The sequence below is a fragment of the Paenibacillus radicis (ex Xue et al. 2023) genome (genome assembly GCF_024722015.1).
Classification (GTDB): domain Bacteria; phylum Bacillota; class Bacilli; order Paenibacillales; family NBRC-103111; genus Paenibacillus_S.
This window is the reverse complement of the sequence record NZ_JANQBD010000030.1, coordinates 17,714-40,493: the sequence shown is the minus strand read 5'-3', so window position 1 is coordinate 40,493 and position 22,780 is coordinate 17,714. Positions and strand designations below refer to the sequence as shown.

The following is a 22,780-nucleotide window of genomic DNA, read 5'->3' as shown; positions in this document are numbered from 1 at the left end:
ATCCTTTGTTTTAAAGCTTTATTCCCGCCATGTTTAGACGTTCTCTTAGCTGTCCGTGGACGTCTTTAAATGAAACGCTGGAATTAAAATCCATGGCGATCTTCTGTACGGCCAGCAAAAGGCCAAGCCCGGAACTATCCATTTCCGTAACTGTTCCGAGATGGAAAGTGAGGCTGCGGAATTCTTGTTGTAGGATCGGAAACAATTTTTGCCTGATGGAGGTCGCTTCTTCTACGCTGATAATTCCGGTTAGAATGACCTCTATTTGTTGGTCGCTATCCTTTATTTCATAGCACATAAACAAACCTCCCTTTGAATTTCAAACGAAATTGTTGTTATGGATTTATTTTTTTCAGTCGGATTTCAATTGGAGCATATTTACCTAACTGTACCGCATATTCCAATATTTATCTGTGATAATAATCATATGTCTTAAGCTTGAGATAGAGGGTTATAGCAATAACTATACGGCCAGCGATAGATTATAAAGACTGGATAATTGATGGGTAAAAATAGCATAATAAAGATCGACGGACATTTATGATTGTTCCTCCTCCATCCGTTCCACCGCCAATAGTTATGTTTGACACGAAACCAAAAGGTTTCATATAATACAAATACGAAACCTTTTGGTTTCACATTATATATTAATGGAGGTACATGCATGCAGGAGCACACTCAAGGTACGGTGCCAGATATCCGACATACGATGGTTTTCAAGGCACCCATTCAGAAGGTTTGGGACACAGTCTCCACATCAGAGGGCATTGCAGCCTGGTTTATGCCTAATGATTTTCAACCTGTGCTCGGATATGAATTTACTTTAAACGCTGACCAATTCGGTATATCTCATTGCAAAGTAACGGAGCTCGATCCTCCTAATCGGCTTGCTTTTTCATGGGGGCAGGATTGGCAGGTTTCCTTTGATTTAAAAGATCTGGAAGGCAAGACGGAGTTTACTCTCATACATTCCGGATGGGAAGCTGGAAAGCTTACCGAATTCAATATGCCTCATGAAGCTGTTCGTGAAAGAATGAACCAAGGCTGGGGATCGATTATTCTCGAAAAACTCGCCAAGGTCATTGACGCTTAGGATGGCTAACGCCTCTCCTAAACATGATGTGTTTCAAGCCATCGCCGATCCAACCCGCCGCAAGCTGCTGCAATTGCTCAGTGATCGAGAAATGCCGGTTACTGTTATCAGCGGACACTTTCCTATGAGCCGTACGGCTGTCTCCAAGCATCTACGCATCCTGTCGGATGCCGGACTCGTGAGGGAACAAAAGGTCGGACGCGAAACCAGGTATAGTCTTCATGCCGAGCCGTTGCTTGAATTGAAGCGCTGGCTATCCTATTACGAACGTTACTGGGAGAATAAGCTCAATGTGCTGAAGCATTTGGTGGAGCAGGAAGAATCCGATAGCGGGAATCCTTAGGGGTTAAAAGTTATCGAGGAACGACATGCTCAGGACTAATTCAACTAAAGCCTTTCAGCTCGTAGAACTAGTATGGAATCATGAAAAAACCTCCAAGCTCCACTTTTCAGAAAAGTGGGTTAGGAGGTTTTCCATTTTACATTGTACATGGCGCTTTTTTAATCGATATTTCCACTGCGGACAACCGAACTAATTGACAGTATGTGCTGCTGTGTAGTGCGGAGCGCTTAATCTCGCATCTTTCGGCACTGAGCGGTCGCTGCAGGTTAGAGATGTGTTTACGGCTGTACAGTAGTCTCTACTGCGGCAGCTGCAGGAGGTTCCGCCGCTGTAGGAGCTATGGGAGCCGCAGAAGCTGAGGGGGCTACGACAGCCAAGTCCACTTTGTTGTTGCCATTAACGGTGACGTCTTCAAATCTGCCGCTCATTTCAACCCATCCCCTTGCCAGCACGGAGGCTTGCCCCGAATTTACTACAATTTTCCCCATATACACTCGTTCGTTGCACTTTTTATGATTACCGAAATTGATATGGTAGGTCCCTGTAGCGTTGCCCTTCAACTGAAAGGCTTTTCCAGGCACAAGGTTCGATTGTATCTCACGGTATGAGGACCCTTCTTCATTAAACGCTGTACCATCTTGACCGTACAAATACAAGGTTAAATCAGCTGCTGTCCCTGAAGCATTGGATAATTGGAAGGAAAAATCCAGTGAGTTCTCCGAGCTGCAGTAAGTGTTCATAGGAATTTGAAAAGCTATTTCGCTAGGTAGTGCCGGTGCTGTCTGCTGTGCTTTCACGTTTAATGACGGCTCCACAGCTCTTGCTGGAAGCATAAATACAAGACTTAACGCTATTGTTGGAATAATCGCTTTTTTCAACATTTGTTTCATTTCATGTTCTCCTCTGATCATAAAGATAGCTGTATAAATACATGCTTGTGTACATCTAACTTTAAAGAAGTCTGCATGAAATGTCCATAGTTCACGCGAATCAAGCGGCTGGTCCTATGATTTTTTTGAAAAACAACCTGCAAGAGTTAGCTGCGTTGTATCCTACGAGATGGTCAATACCTTATATGTTTTTAGATTTAATAAACTTATTTAAATAAGTACCCCTAAAAGTGATTTCACCTTCATCGTAACATCTATATTGAAATTTGGTTCAGCAGAGAGGTTGCTACTGTATAATTATTCCCTTCAAGCGGTTGCAAAATAGAATAATCAACTTTAAGTACTTGCCCAGTGACCAATAGTAATAATGATAACCTAACTGCTGATGAAGCCCGTCTTATCATATCTTTCAGGCTGTGGCGGCGGTAAAAAAAACACCTTACGATGATCGCAAGGCGGTTTTTTGTAAATGTGCAGGCTATTCAAAAATCCATTTATCTGTATCAGGCGTTGGAGGATCTCGATAAAGAGCATTATCCCCTTTGAACCATGCAGTTTTTGTCTGTTTTTCTATCGAGTATTTAACGAAGTAATAATCATCATTTTTATTAGCTCTTTTTTTACTAAAATCTTTAAATGGAGATAAACTCTTCCTTGATGATTCAATTGATATTACCAGCCCACCTTTACTTTCAATTACGTTTGTAATTTCATTTCTATGTTTTTCATCTTTAGCTTGAAGTATAAATACCACACATACAATGATTATCACTGTTACCACTGAGTATAGTATATATTTAGTCTTCTTCCTAAAATTATCTTTTAATTTTGAAGAGCGGTAAACAAGAAAAATACCAGATAATGAAGCTAAAATAAATAACGCTACAAAAATCTTCCCATATAATGGATACAGAACTTAGCCTCCTAGGCATTTAAAATGGCACTCAAATTATCGTCTAGTTTGCCTTATTTCACATTTTTAATTAACGCCAAAATTAAGGTCACCGCCTCTGCCCGAGTCGCGCTGGCATTAGGAGCATATAGATTATTGTCTCTGCCGTTAATAATGCCTTTCTTCGAAGCCGCTGCTACTTGGGCATAGGCCCACTGCGGAATTTGCTGCTCATCTGCAAAAGCCAGCTTCTCGTTCGAATCCGCCTTAAACCCTAATGCGCGTCCAATCATAACGGCAATTTCCGCTCGGGTAATATTACGGTCAGGACGAAATGTATTATCTTCGTAGCTGCTAATAATTCCTGCACCAATCGCTTGCTCCAGATGAGGTCTAATCCACTGTGGAATCTGGTTTAGATCTGAGTAATTCAGATCTGCTTTTTTACCTTCCAGCTTTAGCGCCCGACTGATCAGCACAGTAAATTCAGATCGGCTAATTGCACCGTCAGGCATAAATTTGCCGTCCTCGTAGCCATTGGCAATTCCTGTTCCTACCGCTTCTTCAATCAATGCCTTAGCCCAGTGATTGTTAACATCGGTTAAAGCTGGTGTCGGTGCAGTTGGTTTTGCGGGAGCAGAAGTGGCTGACTCGGCAGTCTTAGGCTGATCTTTAGGCGCTGAAGGGCTGGCTCCACCTTGTGCCGCGCCTGCTGAACCCTCTTTATCGCTTGGTACAGTACCTTCGCTAATCCGTTGTCCGCTAGCTTGATCAAAGGTAATTTCTATATCATATTCATGAAAATAATTGAATGCAGCCCAATCAACCTTGATCCACGCTTTGAGCTTCTTGGATAAATCCTTGACCTCAAATTGAACTTCACGCGTATTTTTCTCCTCATTGGTAGCGATAACCTTCGTATCCTTCAATACGCCATCAAGCTCTGTTTTAAAAGCCGTATTCTCTTTACTTTGCTTGAGTGTGAACGAGAACAATTGTTTACCTCCCGTTACCGTTAACTTCCCGGGATTTATGACATAATCCTGCATAACTGAATCTTGATCGGTACCAAATTTCTTGATCACAAAATTCATGGAGTAAATCCCGTCTTTCAGTGAGCTGGCACTCGAGCTTGAATTGGCAGTAGATGCTGCAGACGGTACATCTGCGGCCCCTACCGTATAGATTGGAGCGGCTGAAGCTAGTAACGTTAATAGACAGACACCGCACATAACCTTCTTGAATGGACTTTTCATAACTTCATCTCTCCCTCATTTGTGATTGTTCAAACTCTTATTTCTCACTGCCCTATCTATCATTGACTGTCACGCTTTCCTTCCTGCTTCTCCACAAGCCGGCCATGCACAACAAGCCTGCCCTCATTCGGGTCCAAAGTATAATCACAGGTAGATAAGGTTAACACCCGGTCCTGCTCCGTCAATACGACACCCGACTTGTACATGGATCTTTCTCGGATTCTTTCATAGAATCGAAGCTGATCTTCCGAAGTTTCGAACTCCGTTTCAATATAATTGAAATCTGTCGTTGTATAGTAGACCGAGAACACTTCAACATCATATCGATGATATAAGGTGTCCAAAGAAATGAGTTGATGCGCTTCAAAAAATTCCCTGTCCATGTATTTCTTCAAATCCCCGAACATCGATCCATCTTTCATTCGGTGACCATACAAAATGGTGTTCGTACCAACCGCGGTCACATTGTTCCTGAAATCCATGAATATACTCCCAGCTTTTGCTTCTTCCCGCTTATAATTACGGGACAAATAATACTCATTATCCTCAGCCCGGACGATCGGATAATCGATTAGCGTATCGCCAATTTTTATCCAACCTGATATATCAGGGTTCACTGCAAGTAAACCTTGAAAGGCCGGTCGGACGGCTAATGGCGAAGCTTCGGGATTTATTGCCGGTTTTACAGCTGCCCCGGAAGAAGCCCCGCCCTGCTCTGTCCCTTCAAGGTTGCTGTAATACACCGCTTGTGCCTCGGCAGACGCTTTCCGATTCTCATAATAACCAACTGCCAAACTGCTCAGCTCAATGAATGAGAATACGAATGCGCCTAACGCCAGCAGCATCAGCAGCTGCTGGAAGGCGTTTTTTTTGCTATTCAAAAGCTTCGCTTTAAGAGACAACATCCCATTTAATCTGCTCACATCGTCACCTTTTTAAATACCTAATGGAACCATATACAAGCCTGCAGCCTGATCCTGCTTAATGATCACGTCAACCCCATATATTTGTTTAATTGTAGCCTCTGTGATCACGTCCTGCGGCAAGCCGTTCATTGCGATCTCCCCACTTTTCATTACAATAATGCGGTCGCTGTACCTAAGCGCCTGATTAATGTCATGCAAAACCATCACAATGGTTAAGCCGTACTCCGCATTGAGGGTTTTTATTAAATCCAGCAGCTCAAATTGGTAGTAAATGTCAAGATATGTTGTTGGTTCGTCCAGGAATAAAAAGGGAGTGCTCTGAGCTAAAGACATAGCTATCCAAACCCTTTGTCTCTCGCCGCCAGATAATTGATCAATGGTTAATTTCCGTTTGGTCAAAAGATTCGTGCGGGACAGCGCTTGCTCTATAGCCGCCTCATCTTCATCAGCACTTGGATTAAACATACTTTTGTGAGGCATCCGTCCAAAGCTGACCAGTTTCTCGACAGTCAAGTCGGATGGCGCCTCATTATGCTGATGAACCACAGCCAGCTTTTTGGCTAACTCCTTGGGCTTGTAGCTGTTAAGAGACTTGCCGTCCAACAGCACCTTCCCGATGCGGGGAACATTATTATGAGACATGACACCAAGTAATGTTGACTTGCCGCAGCCGTTCGGACCGATGATAGTCGTCACTTTTCCAATCTCAATGAGGCTGCTTACGGCCTTCAAATGATCGGTCTTTTTATCATAAGAGAACGTTACCTCTTTAATTTCCATGGACTCGTTCACTCTTTCTGAGTAGAAATATTAAGAATGGGCCTCCGATAACCGTCATAATGATGGAAGCCGGAATTTCTGAAGGAGCAAGCACCACACGCCCCAGCGTATCTGCCGATAAAATCAAAAGGGCACCTGCAAGAGCGGAAAACGGAATCAGTATCTTATGATCGGATCCGACAAGCAGCTTGGCAATATGAGGAATAAGCAGCCCTACAAAAGCGATCGGTCCGCCGATAGCCGTAGCAATAGCAGCCAGCATAACCGCTACGATGGAGACAAGAAGGCGTGCTCTCGTTACATTCAGCCCCAAATTTTTGGCCGATTTGTCCTGCAGAGACAGAAGATTGCACCAGGAGCACAGCAGCAGTGAAAGTACCAGCCCAATCGTGCCATAGGTCACCATAACCTGAACATCATTCCACGTTTTCATTGTAAAAATCGACGTCGTCGCCTGATTGATGCTTGTTACTGCGTAGCTTCCCCGATAGTTAAAAGATTGACCCAACCCTGTGAAGGTTGCATTGACTGCTATACCTACCAGAATAATGCGGATCGGACTCAGGCCCGATTTCCAAGAGAGCGAATAAACAAGAAAACAAGCGATAGCTCCGCCAATAAATGCAAACAGCGGCAAAAAGAAAAAATAGCTCGGAAACAAAGTAACGAATAACAAAGATAGAACGCCTGCCCCCGAAGAAATACCTATTACCCCTGCGTCAGCCAACGGACTTCTCATAACCGCCTGAAGAAGCACACCCGATACAGCCAAAGCCGCCCCTACAAATAACGCAATAATAATTCGCGGTAACCGCAGATCTTTAATGATTTGAACGCTTTTATTCGTTCCGGTGAACAAGCCTTGAATCAAATCCAGACTGCTTACCTTGATACTCCCTGTTGTTGCCGATATAAGCGTCACTGCAAAGAGCAATATGATGACTATGATCACACTCAACCATTTTTTATTCATTGCCAGCTTCCTTTATACTCTTAATAAAATACCAGCTCCACCTGCTGCCCAAATGATTCCGTACCTTTTATGGATACAGTATCTTCACTAAAGCATCCAGCGCTTGCGTAGCAGCCAAATTTCCAGTCGTACCGAACAATTCTTCCTCAAGGTCGTACACTCTGTTGTTTTTCACCGCTTCAAAATGCTTCCAAATATCGTTTTTCTTGAACTCCTTGTCGAACATTATTACGACCTCTTCGGGCATTCCGTGAGCAGCTCTTAGAATTACATCAGGGTTAGACTGCTGCAAATATTCCGTATTTGATGCGAGATACTCCACCTTTTCACCTTGGACCACATTCTTACCGCCAGCTAGCTTCACAAGATCACCAATATAGGAATTTTCAGTTGCAACCAGGTAGCTTCCCGGCACTCCCAACAAAATGAGAACTGACGGCGCTTTTTTGCCTTCTGTATCTTTTTTGATTTGAGCCAACTTGATGTTAAATTTATTTACAATAGCTTCCGCTTGCTTCGTTTTATCATATTTATTTCCCAGTTCCATAATTTCCTTGTTCATTTTATCAACACTTGTTAAATCTAAAAATTTGGCTTCTACATTGGCATTTTTAAAAACCGGAGCCAAGTCGTACTCCAAGGTTGTTACCGATAGAACCTCGGATGGATCGAGCGATTTAACTACTTCCATGCTAGGACTCATTGGATTGCCAACTTGGGTAACACTGTTGTATCGCTCGGGAAGCTTCTTGTAGCTCTTGGGAATGCCGACTAAATCAACCTCCAGCGCATCCATAATTTCAGTTGCTGCTACTGTAGTCGCTATAACACGTTTAGCTGTTTGGCCTTCTCCTGTTAGAGCGCTTGCCGCATTCGTACCTACATTTCCCGATGAGCAGCCCACAGTTACAAGCAATAAGGAAGCTGCTGCTGCAGCACTAATCCATTTGTTCATTCTTGTATCTCTCCTTTCCTTTAACTTTAAAGCCCGCATCCTATTTTCTATTTAACAAAAAAATACCGAGGACGCCAGCTGCCTGGCATCCCCGTTCATACAAGTTGGTATATCCCTTTTTTGAAACTATTCCCAGCTTACTTGGTGTGATTTAGAAGAGCTAGAATCAAGGTTACAGCTTCCGCTCTGGTTGCACTTGCGTTCGGAGCAAATAAATTGTTATCTCTTCCGTTGATAATTCCCTTCTTCGCTGCTGACGCAACTTGAGCAGAAGCCCAATCCGGGATTTGCTTGGCATCCGCGAAAGACAAGCTTTCTTGCGAATCAACCGGGAGTCCCAAGGCCCGAACAATCATTACCGCGATTTCTGAACGTGTGATTTTGCGCTCTGCACGGAATGTGCCATCTTCATAGCTGCTGATGATTCCCGCGCCTACTGCTTCCTCCAGGTAAGGCTTCGCCCATGCTGGAACGCTCGCAAGATCGACATAATTCAGATCTGATTTTTTGCCTTGCAGCTTAAGAGCGCGACCGATCATTACGGTAAACTCAGCACGGCTTACTTCCCCGTCAGGGCGGAAATTACCGTCTTCATATCCGTTAACAATGCCGAGGCCAACCGCACGCTCAATAGATGCTTTTGCCCAATGCTCTTGAATATCCTTTAGGCTTGTGCTCGTAGCAGAAGGTGTTGTAGGAGCTGGAGCAGTTGGATCGGTAGCTTGCTGCTCCTCAACCTTTTTGCCTAATCCTTCGATATCGAATACTAAATCAATGTCAACAGTATCGATCTTCTTCTTAGGAACTCCGCTGTAGCTGTCGTCTCCGTTAGCCGCCGCTTTCTTGGCCTCTTCTTTAGCTTGCTCAATTTCAGCTTCGGTTGGAGGTACGATAAGATCAAGCTGTGCATGGATAGGCACCGTCAAATCTTTGACATCAAATTTCACGACACGGGTGTTAGTCTCTTCATTCTTGCTTTCTACAGCAGCTGATTCCATTGACTTGGTTACGGTTGCTGCTGCACTTGAATCTGCTCCATTAGTAGTTGTTTTTTCTGTTTCTACCTTGAAATCCTCGATGAGCTTATGATCATTTAGAGTAAGAGCAATGCTTCTCTTGCTATCCTTAATAATCAACTTGGCAGGATGTGCCATCAGCTCGTTGTATTTGGAATCCAGGTTATTTTTATATTGCAATGTATTAAAGTTCAGCTCGTACTCGCCGTCCTTCAATGATGCAACTGTCGAGCCTGCTCCGCCACCGCCTAATGCAGCATCTGCACTAACCTTCTTAAGGCTTAATTGGTCGAAGGAAAACTCAATATCGTACTCGTGGAAATAATTGATTTCCGCCCAGTCGATTTTAACCCAGCCTTTTAACCTGGATGACAAATTTGGGACTTGGAACTTAACAACACGAGTATTGTTGGTATTATTTCTATCAACTACCTCTACGTCCGTCAAGGAACCGCTGTTTTCTATTTTTAACGCTGTAACCTCTTTGCTTTGTTTTAGCGTCATGGAGAAATACTTGGTACTTCCTGCAACAGTCAGATAGCCTGGAGTAATAACGTAGTCCTGCATAACCGATTTTTGATCGGTTTGGTATTTTAGAATTGTGTAATTTATGCTGTATGTGCCGTCGGCTATATAGTTTCCAGTTCCGCCGCCAGTACCACCTGTACCTCCAGTGCCTCCGGTACCACCAGTACCACCAGTACCTCCAGTACCACCTGTGCCTCCAGTTCCGCCGCTCTCTGGGGTCGGTGTAACTACAACACTAGTCGTTACAGGCTCAATCGTACCAAATCCGACTTTAATTGTTGCGTCATTACCATCTTTCTTCAGTTGAATCGCATAAGTAGCCGTCAAATCATCTGCTGCCTCAAACTCAACGCTTTGTGTCGTTGGTTCAAGGGCAAGCACACGTACTAATCCGGATTCTTTAGCTGAAGTCTTTACTGTTGGAGTTATTTCTTTGTTTACAGAACCGTCTGGATTAAGGAGCGATATCTTAGAAACTGTTACACCGCTTTTCACTTTCAACACAGCTACTTTCTTGCCATCCTGTACTTTAAAGCTGCTGCCTTCCGGTTGCAAATAATCGCTAATTGGAGCTGCTGCAGGGTCCGTTGATTTGGATACATAGTTCACATTGTAGTCACCATTTTTTGCCGGTTTGGAGAGGTCCAGCTTAATGCCGCTGTATCCGATTTGAACATCATATTCTTGATCGTATAATCCAACCAATAATATTTTAACCCAGGCATTCTGTTTGCTGTTTAGATCCTGAACTTCAAATTCAACTGTTCTCTTGTCGGCAGCAGTATCCGTGCTTAGAACTGTAGAATCAGCTAATGTAGAAGCAGAATTCAACTTAGTCTTAAAGCCTGTAATTCCTTCACTTTGATTTAACGTAAAGGAAACGTACTTCTTCCCGCTAGCTACTCGTAATTTACCGCTAGTGGTGTCAACGTATCCCTGCATAACCGAAATCTGATCTGTACCCACTTTATAGATATTGAAATCCAGCTTGTAATCACCATCTGGTAATACAGTGTTGGAATCTTTAAACTGTGCTGAATTGAAAAGAGCCACTGCTTTCGTTAAATCAGTCACAGCCTGAGTAACTTGTTCCTTTGTTGCTTGCGCATTATCAGCTATAGCTTTAGCAGTGTCGATTGCAGTCTTCAATTTAGCTTTGTAGCCTGTCAAATACTGGCCCAAGGCCGTCCCTTCTACTGCTGTATCATGCTTCACTTCCGTGTCAGCAATAAGAGCATTTAGTGCAGTCTTATCTACAGGACCTGGAATGACTGGCAAATTGCTAAATCCGATTTGTACGTCATACTCATGGTCATATAGACCAATTGGTGCAGGCAGGTTCCAGTAAATCTTAACCCATCCATCTACCTTGCTGTTTAAATCCTGAACTTCAAACTCAACCGTCCTTTTATTAGCTGCCGCGTCTGTGCTAACTACAGTTGTTTCAGCTAATGCCGAGCTTGTATTTAATTTAGTTTTAAAGCTTAAAATTTCTGCGCTTTGATTTAGAATGAATGATACATATTTCTTGCCATTTCTTATGGTTAATTTACCACTTGCTTTATCCACATAGTCGTACATAACTGAAGCATCATTGGTGTTTGTTTTGTAGATTTTGTAATCGATCGGATATACACCATCAGGTATGATTGTAATAATTGCAGCATTAAATGCATTGATAGCTGCTTGCAATGTTATCAAAGCTTGATCTACCTGAGTTTGTGTTGCTGCTACATTCGAAGCCACCGTTTGTGCTGCTGTAATTGCCGTAAGTAGTACATCTTTCGATCCAACTGCATATTGCCCAGCCGCTGTTCCTTCTACAGCCGCATCATGCTTCGCTTGACTGTTAGAAATGAGTGCATTTAAAGCAGTTACATTGACTGCAGTGCTTGCTGCATTAAATTTCAAACGAATGTTGTGATCCATCTCATAAGGTGTGCCATTAGGCATCGTAGTCGATACATGCACTCGAGCTTTCAAAATTGCATTTAAATCTGCTACTTCAAACTCTACCACTCTTGTATTGGCGGTTGTATCGGTGCTCAGGATCGCGGTTTCGGTAAGAACACCGCTCTTCTCTGTCATCAAACTCGTTACTGTCTTGCTATCCTTCAATGTAAAAGATACTTTCTTTACTCCCTGCTGGACATTTAGTTTAATTGGTCTCAGGAAGTAATTGTTCATGCTTGAAGTTGTATCATCCGTTTCTTTAAGCGTCGTAAAATCAATGATATATTGGCCGTCTGCTAAGCCAACGGTAATCACTAAAGTAGTAAACGCTGTTACTGCTGCCTGCAGCGTTGTTACAGCTTGATCTACCTGCGCTTGTGTTGCTGCTGCATTCGATGCTACTACTTGTGCTGCTGTGATTGCCGTAAGCAATGTAGTCTTAGAGCCTGTTGGGTACTGGCCATTCGCTGTTCCTTCTACAGCAGCATCGTGCTTCGCTTGACTGTTAGAAATGAGTGCATTTAAAGCAGTTACATTGACTGCAGTGCTTGCTGCATTGAATTTCAAGCGAATGTTGTGATCCATCTCATAAGGTGTGCCATTAGGCATCGTAGTCGATACATGCACTCGAGCTTTTAAAATTGCATTTAAATCTGCTACTTCAAACTCTACCACTCTTGTATTGGCGGTTGTATCGGTGCTCAGTATCGCGGTTTCGGTAAGAACACCGCTCTTCTCTGTCATCAAACTCGTTACTGTCTTGCTATCCTTCAATGTAAAGGATACTTTCTTTACTCCCTGCTGGACATTTAGTTTAATTGGTCTCAGGAAGTAATTGTTCATGCTTGAAGTTGCATCATCAGCTTCTTTAAGCGTCGTAAAATCAATGATATATTGGCCGTCTGCCAGACCGACGGTAATCACTGAAGTAGTAAACGTCGTTACTGCTGTCTGCAGCGTTGTTACAGCTTGATCTACCTGCGCTTGTGTTGCTGCCGCATTCGATGCTACCGCTTGTGCTGCTGTAATTGCCGTAAGCAATGTAGTCTTAGAGCCTGTTGGGTACTGGCCATTCGCTGCACCCTCAACTGCTGAATCATGCTTTGCTTGCGCATTTAAGATTTGAGCACTCAGTGCCGCTTTATTTGCAGATTCAGGGATCGTAGGCAAGTCACTGAATCCAATCTGAACGTCATACTCGTGGTCATAGATGCCGATTGGAGCAGGCAGCACCCAGTAAATCTTCACCCATCCGTCTACTTTTTTAGTTAAATCTTCAACTTCGAATTCAACCATTCTTTTATTAGTCCCAGCATCGGTGCTAACTGTTGTTGTTTCAACTAATGATGAGCTTGCATTCAGCTTTGTTTTAAAACTCAATATTTCCGCACTTTGATTTAAAACAAAGGATACGTATTTCTTGCCATTTTTTATTGCCAGTTTACCGCTTGTTTTATCTACATAGTCATACATAACCGATGCTTCATCTGAATTGGCCTTAAAAATTTTAAAACCAATATCATACCCGCCAACTACTGTCGCATTAAAAGATGTTAGCGCAGCTTGCAGTGCAACTGCCGCTTGATTGACTTGATCTTGCGTTACTGCTGCAGTCGAAATTGTGTTTCGTGCTGTTGTAATGACAGTAAGCAGTGCAGCTTTCGATCCAACTGCATATTGTCCAGCCGCTGTTCCTTCTACAGCCGCGTCGTGCTTCACTTGACTGTTAGAAATGAGGGCATTTAAAGCAGTTACATTGACTGCAGTGCTTGCTGCATTAAATTTCAAGCGAATGTTGTGATCCATCTCATAAGGTGTGCCATTAGGCATCGTAGTCGATACATGCACTCGGGCTTTTAAAATTGCATTTAAATCTGCTACTTCAAACTCTACCACTCTTGTATCGGCTGCTGTGTCGGTACTCAGTATCGCGGTTTCGGTAAGAACACCGCTCTTCTCTGTCTTCAAACTCGATACTGTCTTGCTATCCTTCAATGTAAAGGATACTTTCTTTACTCCCTGCTGAACATTTAGTTTAATTGGTCTCAGGAAGTAATTGTTCATGCTTGAAGTTGTATCATCAGCTTCTTTAAGCGTTGCAAAATCAATGATATATTGGCCGTCTGCTAAGCCAACGGTAATCACTGAAGTAGTAAACGTCGTAACTGCTGCCTGCAGCGTCGTTACAGCTTGATCTACCTGCGCTTGCGTTGCTGCTGCATTCGATGCTACTACTTGTGCTGCTGTGATTGCCGTAAGCAATGCAGCCTTAGAGCCTGTTGGGTACTGGCCATTTGCTGCACCCTCAACTGCTGCTGTATGCTTCGTTTGAGCATCAGTAATAACTGAATTCAGCTGCCCCTTTTGCACCAAGCCAATATTGCCAAAGCCAATTTCAATATTGTACTCATTGTCATAAATTCCAATAGGTTGGCCTAAATCCCAATAAATTTTAACCCATCCATCCATTCGTTTAGACAAATCGGCAACTTCGAATTTAACTACCCTTGTGTTGTTAACGGTGTCCACATTTTGTTTATCCGTTTCAACCAAAACACCGTTTTGTTTTGTCTTTAATGACAAAATTTCCTTATTCTGCTTCAATGTGAAGGAAACGTACTTTTTGTCCCCCTCAACAGTTAACTTTCCACTGTTAGGATCAACGTATGAGTGCATAACCGATTGCTCATTCGTTAGTTCTTTATAAATGATGAAGCCCAGATTGTATTCACCGTCAGGCAATGTAGGAACAGGATTATTTGTAATTACGTTAGCTTGCAGCGCTGTATAAGCAGCTTGCAGCGCTGAATACTGCTGATCTATTTTTTCTTGCGAGTTTTCATTACCAAGCGCAAGAGACCGGGAGGCGTTATAAACGGTAGTGAAAGCAGCCATGGATCCCACTGGATATTGCCCGTTCCAGACCCCTTCTCTGGCAGACTCAGTTTGTGCAACCAATGCCTTCAATTGATCTTTATTTCCTGCTGGATTAATTGTCACGGTAAAGGAAACATCCGCAACCTTTAATTTGGTTCCGTCTTTATTAATAATATAGATATCACTTGCAGTAATCGTAGCAGTAGTTGCTTGTGTCACTGCTTTAGTTTGGATAGTTAATCCTAAAAAGTTAATCGAGCTTGTAGTCAAAGCAATAGGTGAATTAACATTTTTCAAATCAGTAGTAATCTTATAATTACCTGGAGAAATTACGGACTGTTGCGGAGTATTGAATTTAGTTTGCGTAGTAACATTAGTTAATTCCAGTTTACTAGGGTCCAACGAAATCTTGGCTTCATATCCATAGACCTCCTGATAAACGCTATTCGTTATATTTCCAATAGACTGCCATACCGTATTTAGCTTATTTCCACCGTAAACGGAGCTTGTAGTGGATGTTAGATTAACAACGGGACTATCTGCTGCCATAGCAGCCGGTAACGGAATCCCCGCCAATAACACAAAAAATATGAGTAAACTCGACATCATTTTCTTGAATTGCCTGTTCAATATGTTTCTCTCCTTCTGCCTATAAAGTCTGATAATTGCTACCGAAGTTTTTGCTCTCTAGATGGTACTCTTTGTATCCGGGATTATACCTTGGACTTTCTTGCCTTAAATTTGTAGCCAAGGAACATACCTGATACAGCCAGCAAAATGATCAGCATAGTGACAGGCGCCTTGTCGCCTGTTTGTGGATTCACAACCGCGGGCTTGCTTTTATCCGCATTGGAAGCTGCTGCTGCAGACGCGCTCTTCGTTTCCGCAGCCGGAGCCTTAACAGCAGCTGTCGGCTGCTGCTTCGAAGCAGGCTCCACAGCTTTGCTTGCGCCGGTTGCTGCTGAGGCTGCCGGAGTTGCCTTGTCAGCCGCTGCAGCAGCAGCAGAATCACTCGATCCTACGTTCTTGATGCTTTTATCATCAAATACAAAACGAATCGTGTAGTCATGGTCATAATCTATGGACTCGACTGTAACGTGAATTTTCGAAAGTAAGGGTTTGGATAGGTCATCCACTTTGAAGCTTACTACTCGTGTGTCTTCAGCCTTATCGCTGCTTAGTACAGGAGCATCTGCAAAGCCTCCATTGGCAGGCACCTTAAATAGGGTAATCCATTTGCTGTGATTCATTTGGAGCTGTACAGTCATTTCACCATTTTTGACAAATACTTTGGCAGGCTTCTCGAAATAATCGTTGGCCATAGAAACCGAATCATTTTCTGCTTTTTTAACCGAGTAATCTATTGTGTAAGATCCATCAGACAATGTGGCAGCGGCATGCGCTCCTGGCAGTGCAAGGAGCGTAAGTAATAACATAAATAATAAAGCTGGAACGGCTAGCCATGTTTTCACTTTGTGTTTTCCTCCATCAATTTCTAAAGCAAATTTTAAAACAGTATGTAACAGTAACGATAATCATTCTCATTAAATATCAAAAAAAATATCAGTACCCCGACTTCAAAGCCACATGTAAACCTTTTTGAACAATAAAAAAATGCATATAAACGATAATAATTCTCATTTGATATCAAAAAAAATGTCGCTTTCCGCGCTGCTTTTGGACACACTAAACCTAAGCCATTCCACCCTCCTTGCCCGACATGGTAATAATTAGGGAGTAAATAACCGTTACGAGTAGATATTATCTTATGTTCCTGAAAACTGTCAACCCATTTTTATTAACTTTAAGTAAAAACCATTCAAAAATTACTCAAAAACAAGCCTTCCAGATCATCCCAAAAATTTACGTTGACATCAATAATGATATTCATTATCATTCTAATAGTACTTAGTAATGATATTCATTATCAATATTAATAATTAACCGATACAGGAGAACTCCTATGAAGAAATCATTTTTTATCCTCTTGGCTCTTTCACTAATAGGAATAACAGCCTGTGGTCAAACAGCAACTAATACGACAAGCACCACCAATTCCGCTCAAGCTCAATCCAGTTCTAAGGCTGTAACTATCACAGATTTCGCCAACCGTAATGTCGCCTTCACTGCCGCACCGCAAAAAATTGTAGCTCTGAGCAACGGCGAGATGGATATTGTTTATGCTCTAGGCGGTACACTGGTGGGCAGACCGACCGCAGCAGGCCCAGTTTCAATACCAGAAGCCAAAAATGTGGAACAAGTCGGATCAACACACGGCATGGATCTGGAAAAAGTAGCGTTCCTTAGCCCTGATGTTGTGCTAGGCAATAATCCGTTAAATACCAAAGATATACCTGCTGTTGAAGGCATAGGCGCTAAAATGGTTTTAACTAACGCAAATTCTATTGAAGAAGTAATGAAGCAAATTCAATTATTCGGTCAAATGCTGCAAAAGGAAGACAAAGCCAAGCAATTGAATCAAGCCATTGAACAAAAACTGAAAGAATTGAAAACAAATCAATCGGCAGTTAAACCAAGAGTCTTAATGGTCTATGGAGCTCCAGGGACGTATATGGCTGCTTTAAATAACTCCTTGAGTGGCAGTCTGCTGATCTCCGCAGGGGGAGAAAATATTGCTGCCGACTATCCCAAGCTGGATAACTATCCGCAGTATGCCCAGTTAAATACAGAAAAAATTATGAAATCAAATCCGCAGCTTATTTTAATCATGAGCCATGGGAATCCGGAAAAGGTGAAGGATGGATTTCTAAAAGAAATGCAGCAGAATGCAGCCTGGAGCAGTATGGATGCCGTAAAAAATAACAAAGTCGAAATTTTGCCTGCTGATCTGTTCGGTACAAATCCAGGTACTAAGGTAATTGAAGCGCTTGATATGATGAATAAGCTGCTTCAAGGTGTGAAGTGAAGAGAAGATGAATATACAGCAGCGAAATTCCCGAAGAAAGCTGGTCATAGTTGCCGCTCCTCTTCTCCTCCTTATTGTAGCTTTTTATGGTCTGACCTACGGCTCGGTTCCTATATCGTTCAAGGAAATATGGGCGGTGTTCACATCTGGCGGTGAGCCCATTCATGAAAAAATCATTATGAATTTGAGACTGCCGAGAGTGTTGATCGGCCTATTAACAGGAGCTTGCCTGGCTGCTTCCGGAGCTCTGCTTCAAGGAGTTATGAAGAATCCTTTGGCCGATCCTGGAATTATCGGTGTCTCCGCCGGCGGAGGGCTTGCAGCTATTATTGCAATGATTGTACTACCGCAATTCAGCTATCTGCTTCCTGCTCTAGCCTTCGCAGGATCGTTTATTACAGCTATTATCATTTATAGTCTGGCCTGGGATAAAGGAGCATCGCCATTAAAAATTATTCTTGCCGGTGTTGCGATCAATGCTTTGTTAGGGGCCATTATGAATGGAATTATGGTCCTTTACAGTGACCGGGTTCAAGCTGTACTGCCTTGGCTGGCAGGTGGACTGAGCGGACGGAGCTGGCATCATCTTGAGTTCATGGCCCCTTATGCAATCATTGGTCTACTATTGTCTGCATTTTCGATTAAATCATCCAACCTGCTGCTGTTGGGGGATGACTCTGCCAAGCTGCTTGGCCAAAAGGTTGAGTTTCACAGGTTGATGATTATTTTATTAGCGGCACTTTTAGCAGGGGTTGCGGTCAGTGTTGCCGGTTTAATCGGATTTGTCGGCTTAGTGGTTCCACATGCAATACGTCTGCTTACCGGGGAGGATTACCGTTATTTACTCCCGCTATCTATCGTGGGTGGAGCCACACTCGTTGTCCTCGCAGATACGATAGCCCGTTCATGGTTTGATCCCATTGAGCTACCTGTCGGTATATTGCTGGCTGGCTTGGGCGCCCCGTTCTTCTTATATCTGTTAAAGAAACGGAGAATCATGTGATGACAGCTATTCAGACCGAGCATATTGAGCTTCATGTAGGCTCCTTCCAGCTTCATGATATATCCGTTTCAATTCCAGCCGGGAAAGTTACGGCAATAGTAGGCCCGAATGGCTCTGGAAAATCGACTTTATTAAAAATAATTACACAGCTGCTCCAAGCCGATAAGGGAAATGTTCTCATCAATAGCAAGTCCGTCAAGGAGTATAAAACATTGGAGCTTGCCCAAACGCTTGCCATGCTCACTCAATCCAAGCATTCGCTTCCTGACCTGACAGTAAGAGAGCTAATTACGTATGGCCGTTCTCCTTATAAGCGGTTATTCGACCGAATAACGTCCGATGATACAAGTATCATTGATTGGGCCATGGAAGTTACAAGCACCAAAAAACATGAGAACCGCATGTTCCATACTTTATCTGGAGGTGAACAGCAAAAAGCACGTATTGCCATGGCATTGGCACAACAAACAACTATCATCCTGCTTGATGAACCTACCACATTTCTGGATATTGCCCACCAGTTAGATGTGATGGAGATGCTCCAAAAGATTAATCAGGAATTTAAGATCACGATAGTCATGGTGCTTCACGATCTTCAGCAGGCTGCCAGTTACTGTGATTATTTGATCGCAATGAAGAATGGGAAAATCAAAGTAACAGGCAAACCGGGCGAGATCATATCTTCTCATTTTCTAGAAGACGTATACAATATCGAAGCCAAAGTAACCTTTGTAGATACATACCCCATTATTATCCCAATTAAAACTTTAAAATAATAGGAGGAATTAAAATGATCATCATAACTAACACATCCCAAATTACAAAAGGTAATGCACACAAACTAATTGAAAGGTTCGACAAAGTAGGAAAAGTGGAATACATGGAAGGTTTTCTAGGTCTGGAAGTTCTTTTAACTGAGAATACACGCGAGCATGATGAGGTTACTGTAGTTACCCGTTGGGAGGAAAAAGAACATTTCCAAGCCTGGACCCGCAGTGACGCATTCAAGGAGTCTCATGCACATGGCAGAGAAATACCTGAATATATTGTTTCTAACAAAATTTCATTCTACGAAGTGAAAATTGTAAGACAACCGATAGCAGCAGCCAAATAGTAGATAAGCGATTTTAACGGCAGCCCTTAACGGGTTTTGACGTAACGCACGAAAAACAACCAAGTCTCCTGATGGAGCTTGGTTGTTTTTCGCATTTCATATATTTATTCCTCCGGCAATCGGCTTGCACCAAAGGTCCATTTCACTTGGTTGTAACTAAAGAGAGCTTCCAATCCTTCCGAGAGCTTCCCTTCAAAAGCTTCATTCCCTTGATCCACAGAATTTCCTGTACCGTGGACTTCAAGCTGTGCCCAGCAGCGGTCTCCCTTTTCATAATCGAAGGTTTCCCCATCATCATCATAAAATAGGGCTTGGCCTGGTTTATTGCCGAAATGAACGAGGTGCAGCTGAACCTTTTCACCAGGCAGTTGGGCATGAGCATGTGCTGGAATGGTAGGCAGGATGGCTCCCTCTTTAACGAAGATGGGCATTTGCTCCAAGCCAGGCTCGACCTGAATGATTTGTCCTCCCTCATAACGCTCGCCCGTTTCCAAACCGAACCATCCCCCTTTGGGAAGAAGCACCTCCCGAGTCGTTTCTCCCGCAAACATAGGGGCTACGAGAAGACAATCTCCAATCATAAATTGGTCATCCCACAGCTTCTCTGTCTTTTTCCCATAAGCTCCATCTGTTGTGTTAATCGCCCTCCCGGTTTCATTAACCGTGAACCCATCCGCCATATCCATAACTAACGGCATGGCACGGAAGGGAGGAATGCCCTGGAAGCGATATTGGGCAAAAGTCGTGTACAGATACGGAATCAATCTCATACGAAGCTTAATGTAATGTCGAATAATTGGCTCTACTTCAGGATACGACCATGGCTTCGTGCCATCTCCCCAAGCGTTCAGCATAGCCAGAGGGGATAAACATACCGCCTGCATACGGCGTACCCAATCCTCTGCACTCGAGGCGCGTCGTACTTCAGGAGTCCAGAGCAATCCGCTGAAGGACGAATTGCATAAGGCGCGGATGAACTGTTTATGATCATACAAATCAGAGTACAGCACATATGGCATAGATGAAGCCCCAGCATTAGATGCTCTCACAAGCCCGTATGTACGGCGGTTTTGAGTCCTGAATAAATCATCGGTCATTTTCTGAAACATAAGGCCATACATCTGTCTCATTTGTTCCCCGTCATGGCCGGAAGGAAACTGGGTGTGTGAAGGAAACATCCATGAGTTGCCGGTTAGTTCACTTCCATCGCATTCGTCTTGCTTGTATCCGGAAACTCCAAGACTAACATGCTCTTGCAAATGCTGCTCTTGGTATAACCTTTGAGCCTCAGGCAGTGAATAATCCGGTGCAAGCCCTCCCCACACCGAATAACTGCCCGATAGGGGCTCTAATGGTTCATAGAGCTTGGATTCCGGTGAAACATAAGGATGCTCCCATAAATTCACACGAAAGCCAGCCTCAGCCAACGCATCAATCGTTTTCTTGGGTTCAGGAAATCGTTCCTTGGCCCACTCGTAAGTAACCGGGTAGCTTTTGCTATGCCAACCGGGCTCCAATCCAATAACATCGCATGGAAAGTCCCGATTCCGAAACTCCATAGCTTCCTCCTGAACCTCCTTATCGGTATACAACGTCGGAACCCGATGCCAAAAACCAAGCCCCCATTTAGGAGGAAGCGTCCCGCCACCGCATAGCAAATTATATCTTCGGACCGCATCCATCAAGCCAGGTCCCCCTATAAGGTACAGCTCAGCGCCTTCTTGAGGCAATACAATTTCTATGTAGTCCGATAGAGGTGTAGCTTTCCAGCTTTTCCGATCATTGTTCCGATCCTTCACCCTTTCCAATGCCGTTTCATTCAGCTTGACCGTTGAACCGCAATGTACCGTTACGATTCGGGAAGTGTTGACAAGCACTCCATAACCCCGGTCTGTAACGAGAAAGGGAACAGGTGCATGAGTCTCCCCTGTGTCTTGCTTCGGGTCACTGTTAACACGTAAATAACGCGTTCTTCCCCGATGGTTCATTTTCATAAAATGCAGACCCAAACCATACAGCTTTTCATCCTCTTGAAGGGGAAGACGTAAAATACGCGAAGAGCCTGCTGCCTCTAAATGAATATCACTCATAGCAAAAGGGAGCGTAGTCTCCTGCATTTGCTCCAAGGCCTCGAAAAGCGGTTCACGCGACATCCATGACAAAGGTGTAAAATCCTGCTGTTCTCCAACAACTGTTTTCCATACCCCACAGCCTAGCTCCTGCCAATCCAGCACTGTCATCTCACAAGCTCCCTCCATATGTCAAAAAGGTTAAATTAATTAAAATATTAAACCATTGTGATCCATATTATAGGGATTTTCTGTACACACACATATGGTAATTTGTCGCGAATATGTGGTAAATTGGAATAACTAATCATAGCTATGAGGTGTATTGACATGCTCGATCTACCCATTAGTAACGGGATGATACTGCATTATTATTACAGCGGAGAGTCCGCCTGCAAACCCGGCCATGTGCATGGCCCTGCTTTGCGCGATCATTATTTAATCCACTATATTCATAGTGGGAAAGGTACCTTTGAAACGGAAGGAAGAACCTACTCCCTTTCCGGCAAATGCGGATTTCTGATAAGACCTGGAGTTCGGTTTTATTATAAGGCTGATATGGACAATCCTTGGCATTATTCATGGGTTGGCTTTAAGGGAGAAGGAGTAGACCGCAGCTTGGAGCTCATGGGGTTGAGTCGGAATAACCCGATATTTCACTATGACGCGGATGAACAATTAATCGAATGCTTTGCTGAGCTAAACCGAACGAAGACGGAGATTTCTCCAGGAATCCAGATGAAACGGACAGGCTTCCTCTTCATTCTCCTCTCTTTGCTCTTTGCATCCGGTCAGCAGGAGGTTTCCCCACAACATACGGGCAGTAATAATAAACAGGAAGCCTACATGGAGCAAGCGTTGGAGTATATGTATACCAACTACACCCGTAATATTAAAATTCAGGATATGGCTCAGCATTTGAATATAGACCGGCGGTATTTAACAAGCATTTTCAAGCAGCATTTAGGCCACTCGCCCCATCGTATGCTAGTCCAATACAGGCTGCGCAAAGCTTGCGAGCTGATGACCGACACGAGCTTAAGCATCAGCGATATTGCCAGATCGGTTGGTTACGAGGACCCGCTGCAATTTTCCAAAATATTCAGCAAGCATATGTCGGCAAGCCCTATAAAATATCGGAGTCGGTTAGGCTTGTAGGGATTTCCCAGGGAATAACGCTATACAG

General features: G+C 43.4%; 18 protein-coding genes. 7 read left to right on the top strand and 11 right to left on the bottom strand.

The features are described 5' to 3' along the window. Positions 1-10: 10 nt before the first annotated feature. Positions 11-298, bottom strand: a complete 288-nt coding sequence (locus NV381_RS31025) for an STAS domain-containing protein (RefSeq protein WP_258217195.1) — start codon at positions 296-298, stop codon at positions 11-13. Between the two features lie 366 nt (positions 299-664). On the opposite strand from NV381_RS31025, the gene NV381_RS31020 reads away from it, so the two are divergent. Beyond that, positions 665-1,093, top strand: a complete 429-nt coding sequence (locus tag NV381_RS31020) for an SRPBCC family protein (RefSeq protein WP_258217194.1) — start codon at positions 665-667, stop codon at positions 1,091-1,093. Position 1,094: 1 nt separating this feature from the next. After that, positions 1,095-1,436 carry an ArsR/SmtB family transcription factor gene (locus NV381_RS31015; RefSeq protein ID WP_258217193.1) on the top strand — a complete coding sequence of 114 codons (342 nt, stop codon included), beginning with the start codon at positions 1,095-1,097 and terminating at the stop codon, positions 1,434-1,436. 278 nt (positions 1,437-1,714) lie between these two features. On the opposite strand, the gene NV381_RS31010 is transcribed toward NV381_RS31015, so the two are convergent. The 9 genes from NV381_RS31010 to isdC form a co-directional block, all read right to left on the bottom strand. Continuing rightward, complete coding sequence (locus tag NV381_RS31010) at positions 1,715-2,326, bottom strand: hypothetical protein (RefSeq protein ID WP_258217192.1); 612 nt, start codon at positions 2,324-2,326, stop codon at positions 1,715-1,717. A 478-nt stretch (positions 2,327-2,804) separates the two neighbouring features. Next, a complete protein-coding gene (locus NV381_RS31005; protein ID WP_258217191.1) occupies positions 2,805-3,098 on the bottom strand; it encodes a hypothetical protein in 294 nt (97 codons plus the stop codon). A gap of 194 nt (positions 3,099-3,292) precedes the next feature. After that, positions 3,293-4,474 carry an S-layer homology domain-containing protein gene (locus tag NV381_RS31000; protein ID WP_258217190.1) on the bottom strand — a complete coding sequence of 394 codons (1,182 nt, stop codon included), beginning with the start codon at positions 4,472-4,474 and terminating at the stop codon, positions 3,293-3,295. Between the two features lie 59 nt (positions 4,475-4,533). Continuing rightward, positions 4,534-5,379: a class B sortase gene (gene srtB, locus NV381_RS30995; protein ID WP_258217245.1), complete on the bottom strand. Its 846-nt coding sequence runs from the start codon at positions 5,377-5,379 to the stop codon at positions 4,534-4,536. Between the two features lie 30 nt (positions 5,380-5,409). Further along, a complete protein-coding gene (locus NV381_RS30990) occupies positions 5,410-6,180 on the bottom strand; it encodes an ABC transporter ATP-binding protein (protein ID WP_258217189.1) in 771 nt (256 codons plus the stop codon). Continuing rightward, positions 6,170-7,153, bottom strand: a complete 984-nt coding sequence (locus NV381_RS30985; protein WP_258217188.1) for a FecCD family ABC transporter permease — start codon at positions 7,151-7,153, stop codon at positions 6,170-6,172. The genes NV381_RS30990 and NV381_RS30985 overlap by 11 nt, the downstream gene beginning before the upstream one ends. A 67-nt stretch (positions 7,154-7,220) precedes the next feature. Beyond that, entirely contained in the window at positions 7,221-8,108 is an 888-nt protein-coding gene (isdE, locus tag NV381_RS30980; protein WP_258217187.1) for a heme ABC transporter substrate-binding protein IsdE, read from the bottom strand. Between the two features lie 137 nt (positions 8,109-8,245). Beyond that, positions 8,246-15,112 carry an NEAT domain-containing protein gene (locus NV381_RS30975; RefSeq protein WP_258217186.1) on the bottom strand — a complete coding sequence of 2,289 codons (6,867 nt, stop codon included), beginning with the start codon at positions 15,110-15,112 and terminating at the stop codon, positions 8,246-8,248. Between the two features lie 83 nt (positions 15,113-15,195). Beyond that, positions 15,196-15,954: a heme uptake protein IsdC gene (isdC, locus tag NV381_RS30970; RefSeq protein WP_258217185.1), complete on the bottom strand. Its 759-nt coding sequence runs from the start codon at positions 15,952-15,954 to the stop codon at positions 15,196-15,198. Positions 15,955-16,445: 491 nt separating this feature from the next. On the opposite strand from isdC, the gene NV381_RS30965 reads away from it, so the two are divergent. The 4 genes from NV381_RS30965 to isdG are packed head-to-tail and all read left to right on the top strand — an operon-like array spanning position 16,446 to position 19,525. Then, complete coding sequence (locus tag NV381_RS30965; RefSeq protein ID WP_258217184.1) at positions 16,446-17,408, top strand: ABC transporter substrate-binding protein; 963 nt, start codon at positions 16,446-16,448, stop codon at positions 17,406-17,408. A 7-nt stretch (positions 17,409-17,415) separates the two neighbouring features. Beyond that, a complete protein-coding gene (locus NV381_RS30960) occupies positions 17,416-18,411 on the top strand; it encodes a FecCD family ABC transporter permease (protein WP_258217183.1) in 996 nt (331 codons plus the stop codon). Beyond that, positions 18,411-19,187, top strand: coding sequence for an ABC transporter ATP-binding protein (locus NV381_RS30955; protein WP_258217182.1), 777 nt, complete (start codon positions 18,411-18,413; stop codon positions 19,185-19,187). Before NV381_RS30960 ends, NV381_RS30955 begins: the two co-directional genes overlap by 1 nt. 14 nt (positions 19,188-19,201) lie before the next feature. Next, on the top strand, positions 19,202-19,525 hold the full coding sequence (gene isdG / locus NV381_RS30950; protein WP_258217181.1) for a heme oxygenase: 324 nt from the start codon (positions 19,202-19,204) through the stop codon (positions 19,523-19,525). 104 nt (positions 19,526-19,629) lie between these two features. Here the strand turns inward: isdG and NV381_RS30945 are convergent, their stop codons facing one another. Then, a complete protein-coding gene (locus NV381_RS30945; protein ID WP_258217180.1) occupies positions 19,630-21,765 on the bottom strand; it encodes a TIM-barrel domain-containing protein in 2,136 nt (711 codons plus the stop codon). Positions 21,766-21,924: 159 nt separating this feature from the next. Here NV381_RS30945 and NV381_RS30940 point away from each other — a divergent pair, with 159 nt between their 5' ends. Further along, the gene (locus tag NV381_RS30940; protein WP_258217179.1) at positions 21,925-22,752 is read left to right on the top strand and encodes an AraC family transcriptional regulator; all 828 of its coding nucleotides are present in this window, start codon (positions 21,925-21,927) and stop codon (positions 22,750-22,752) included. Positions 22,753-22,780: the final 28 nt, after the last annotated feature.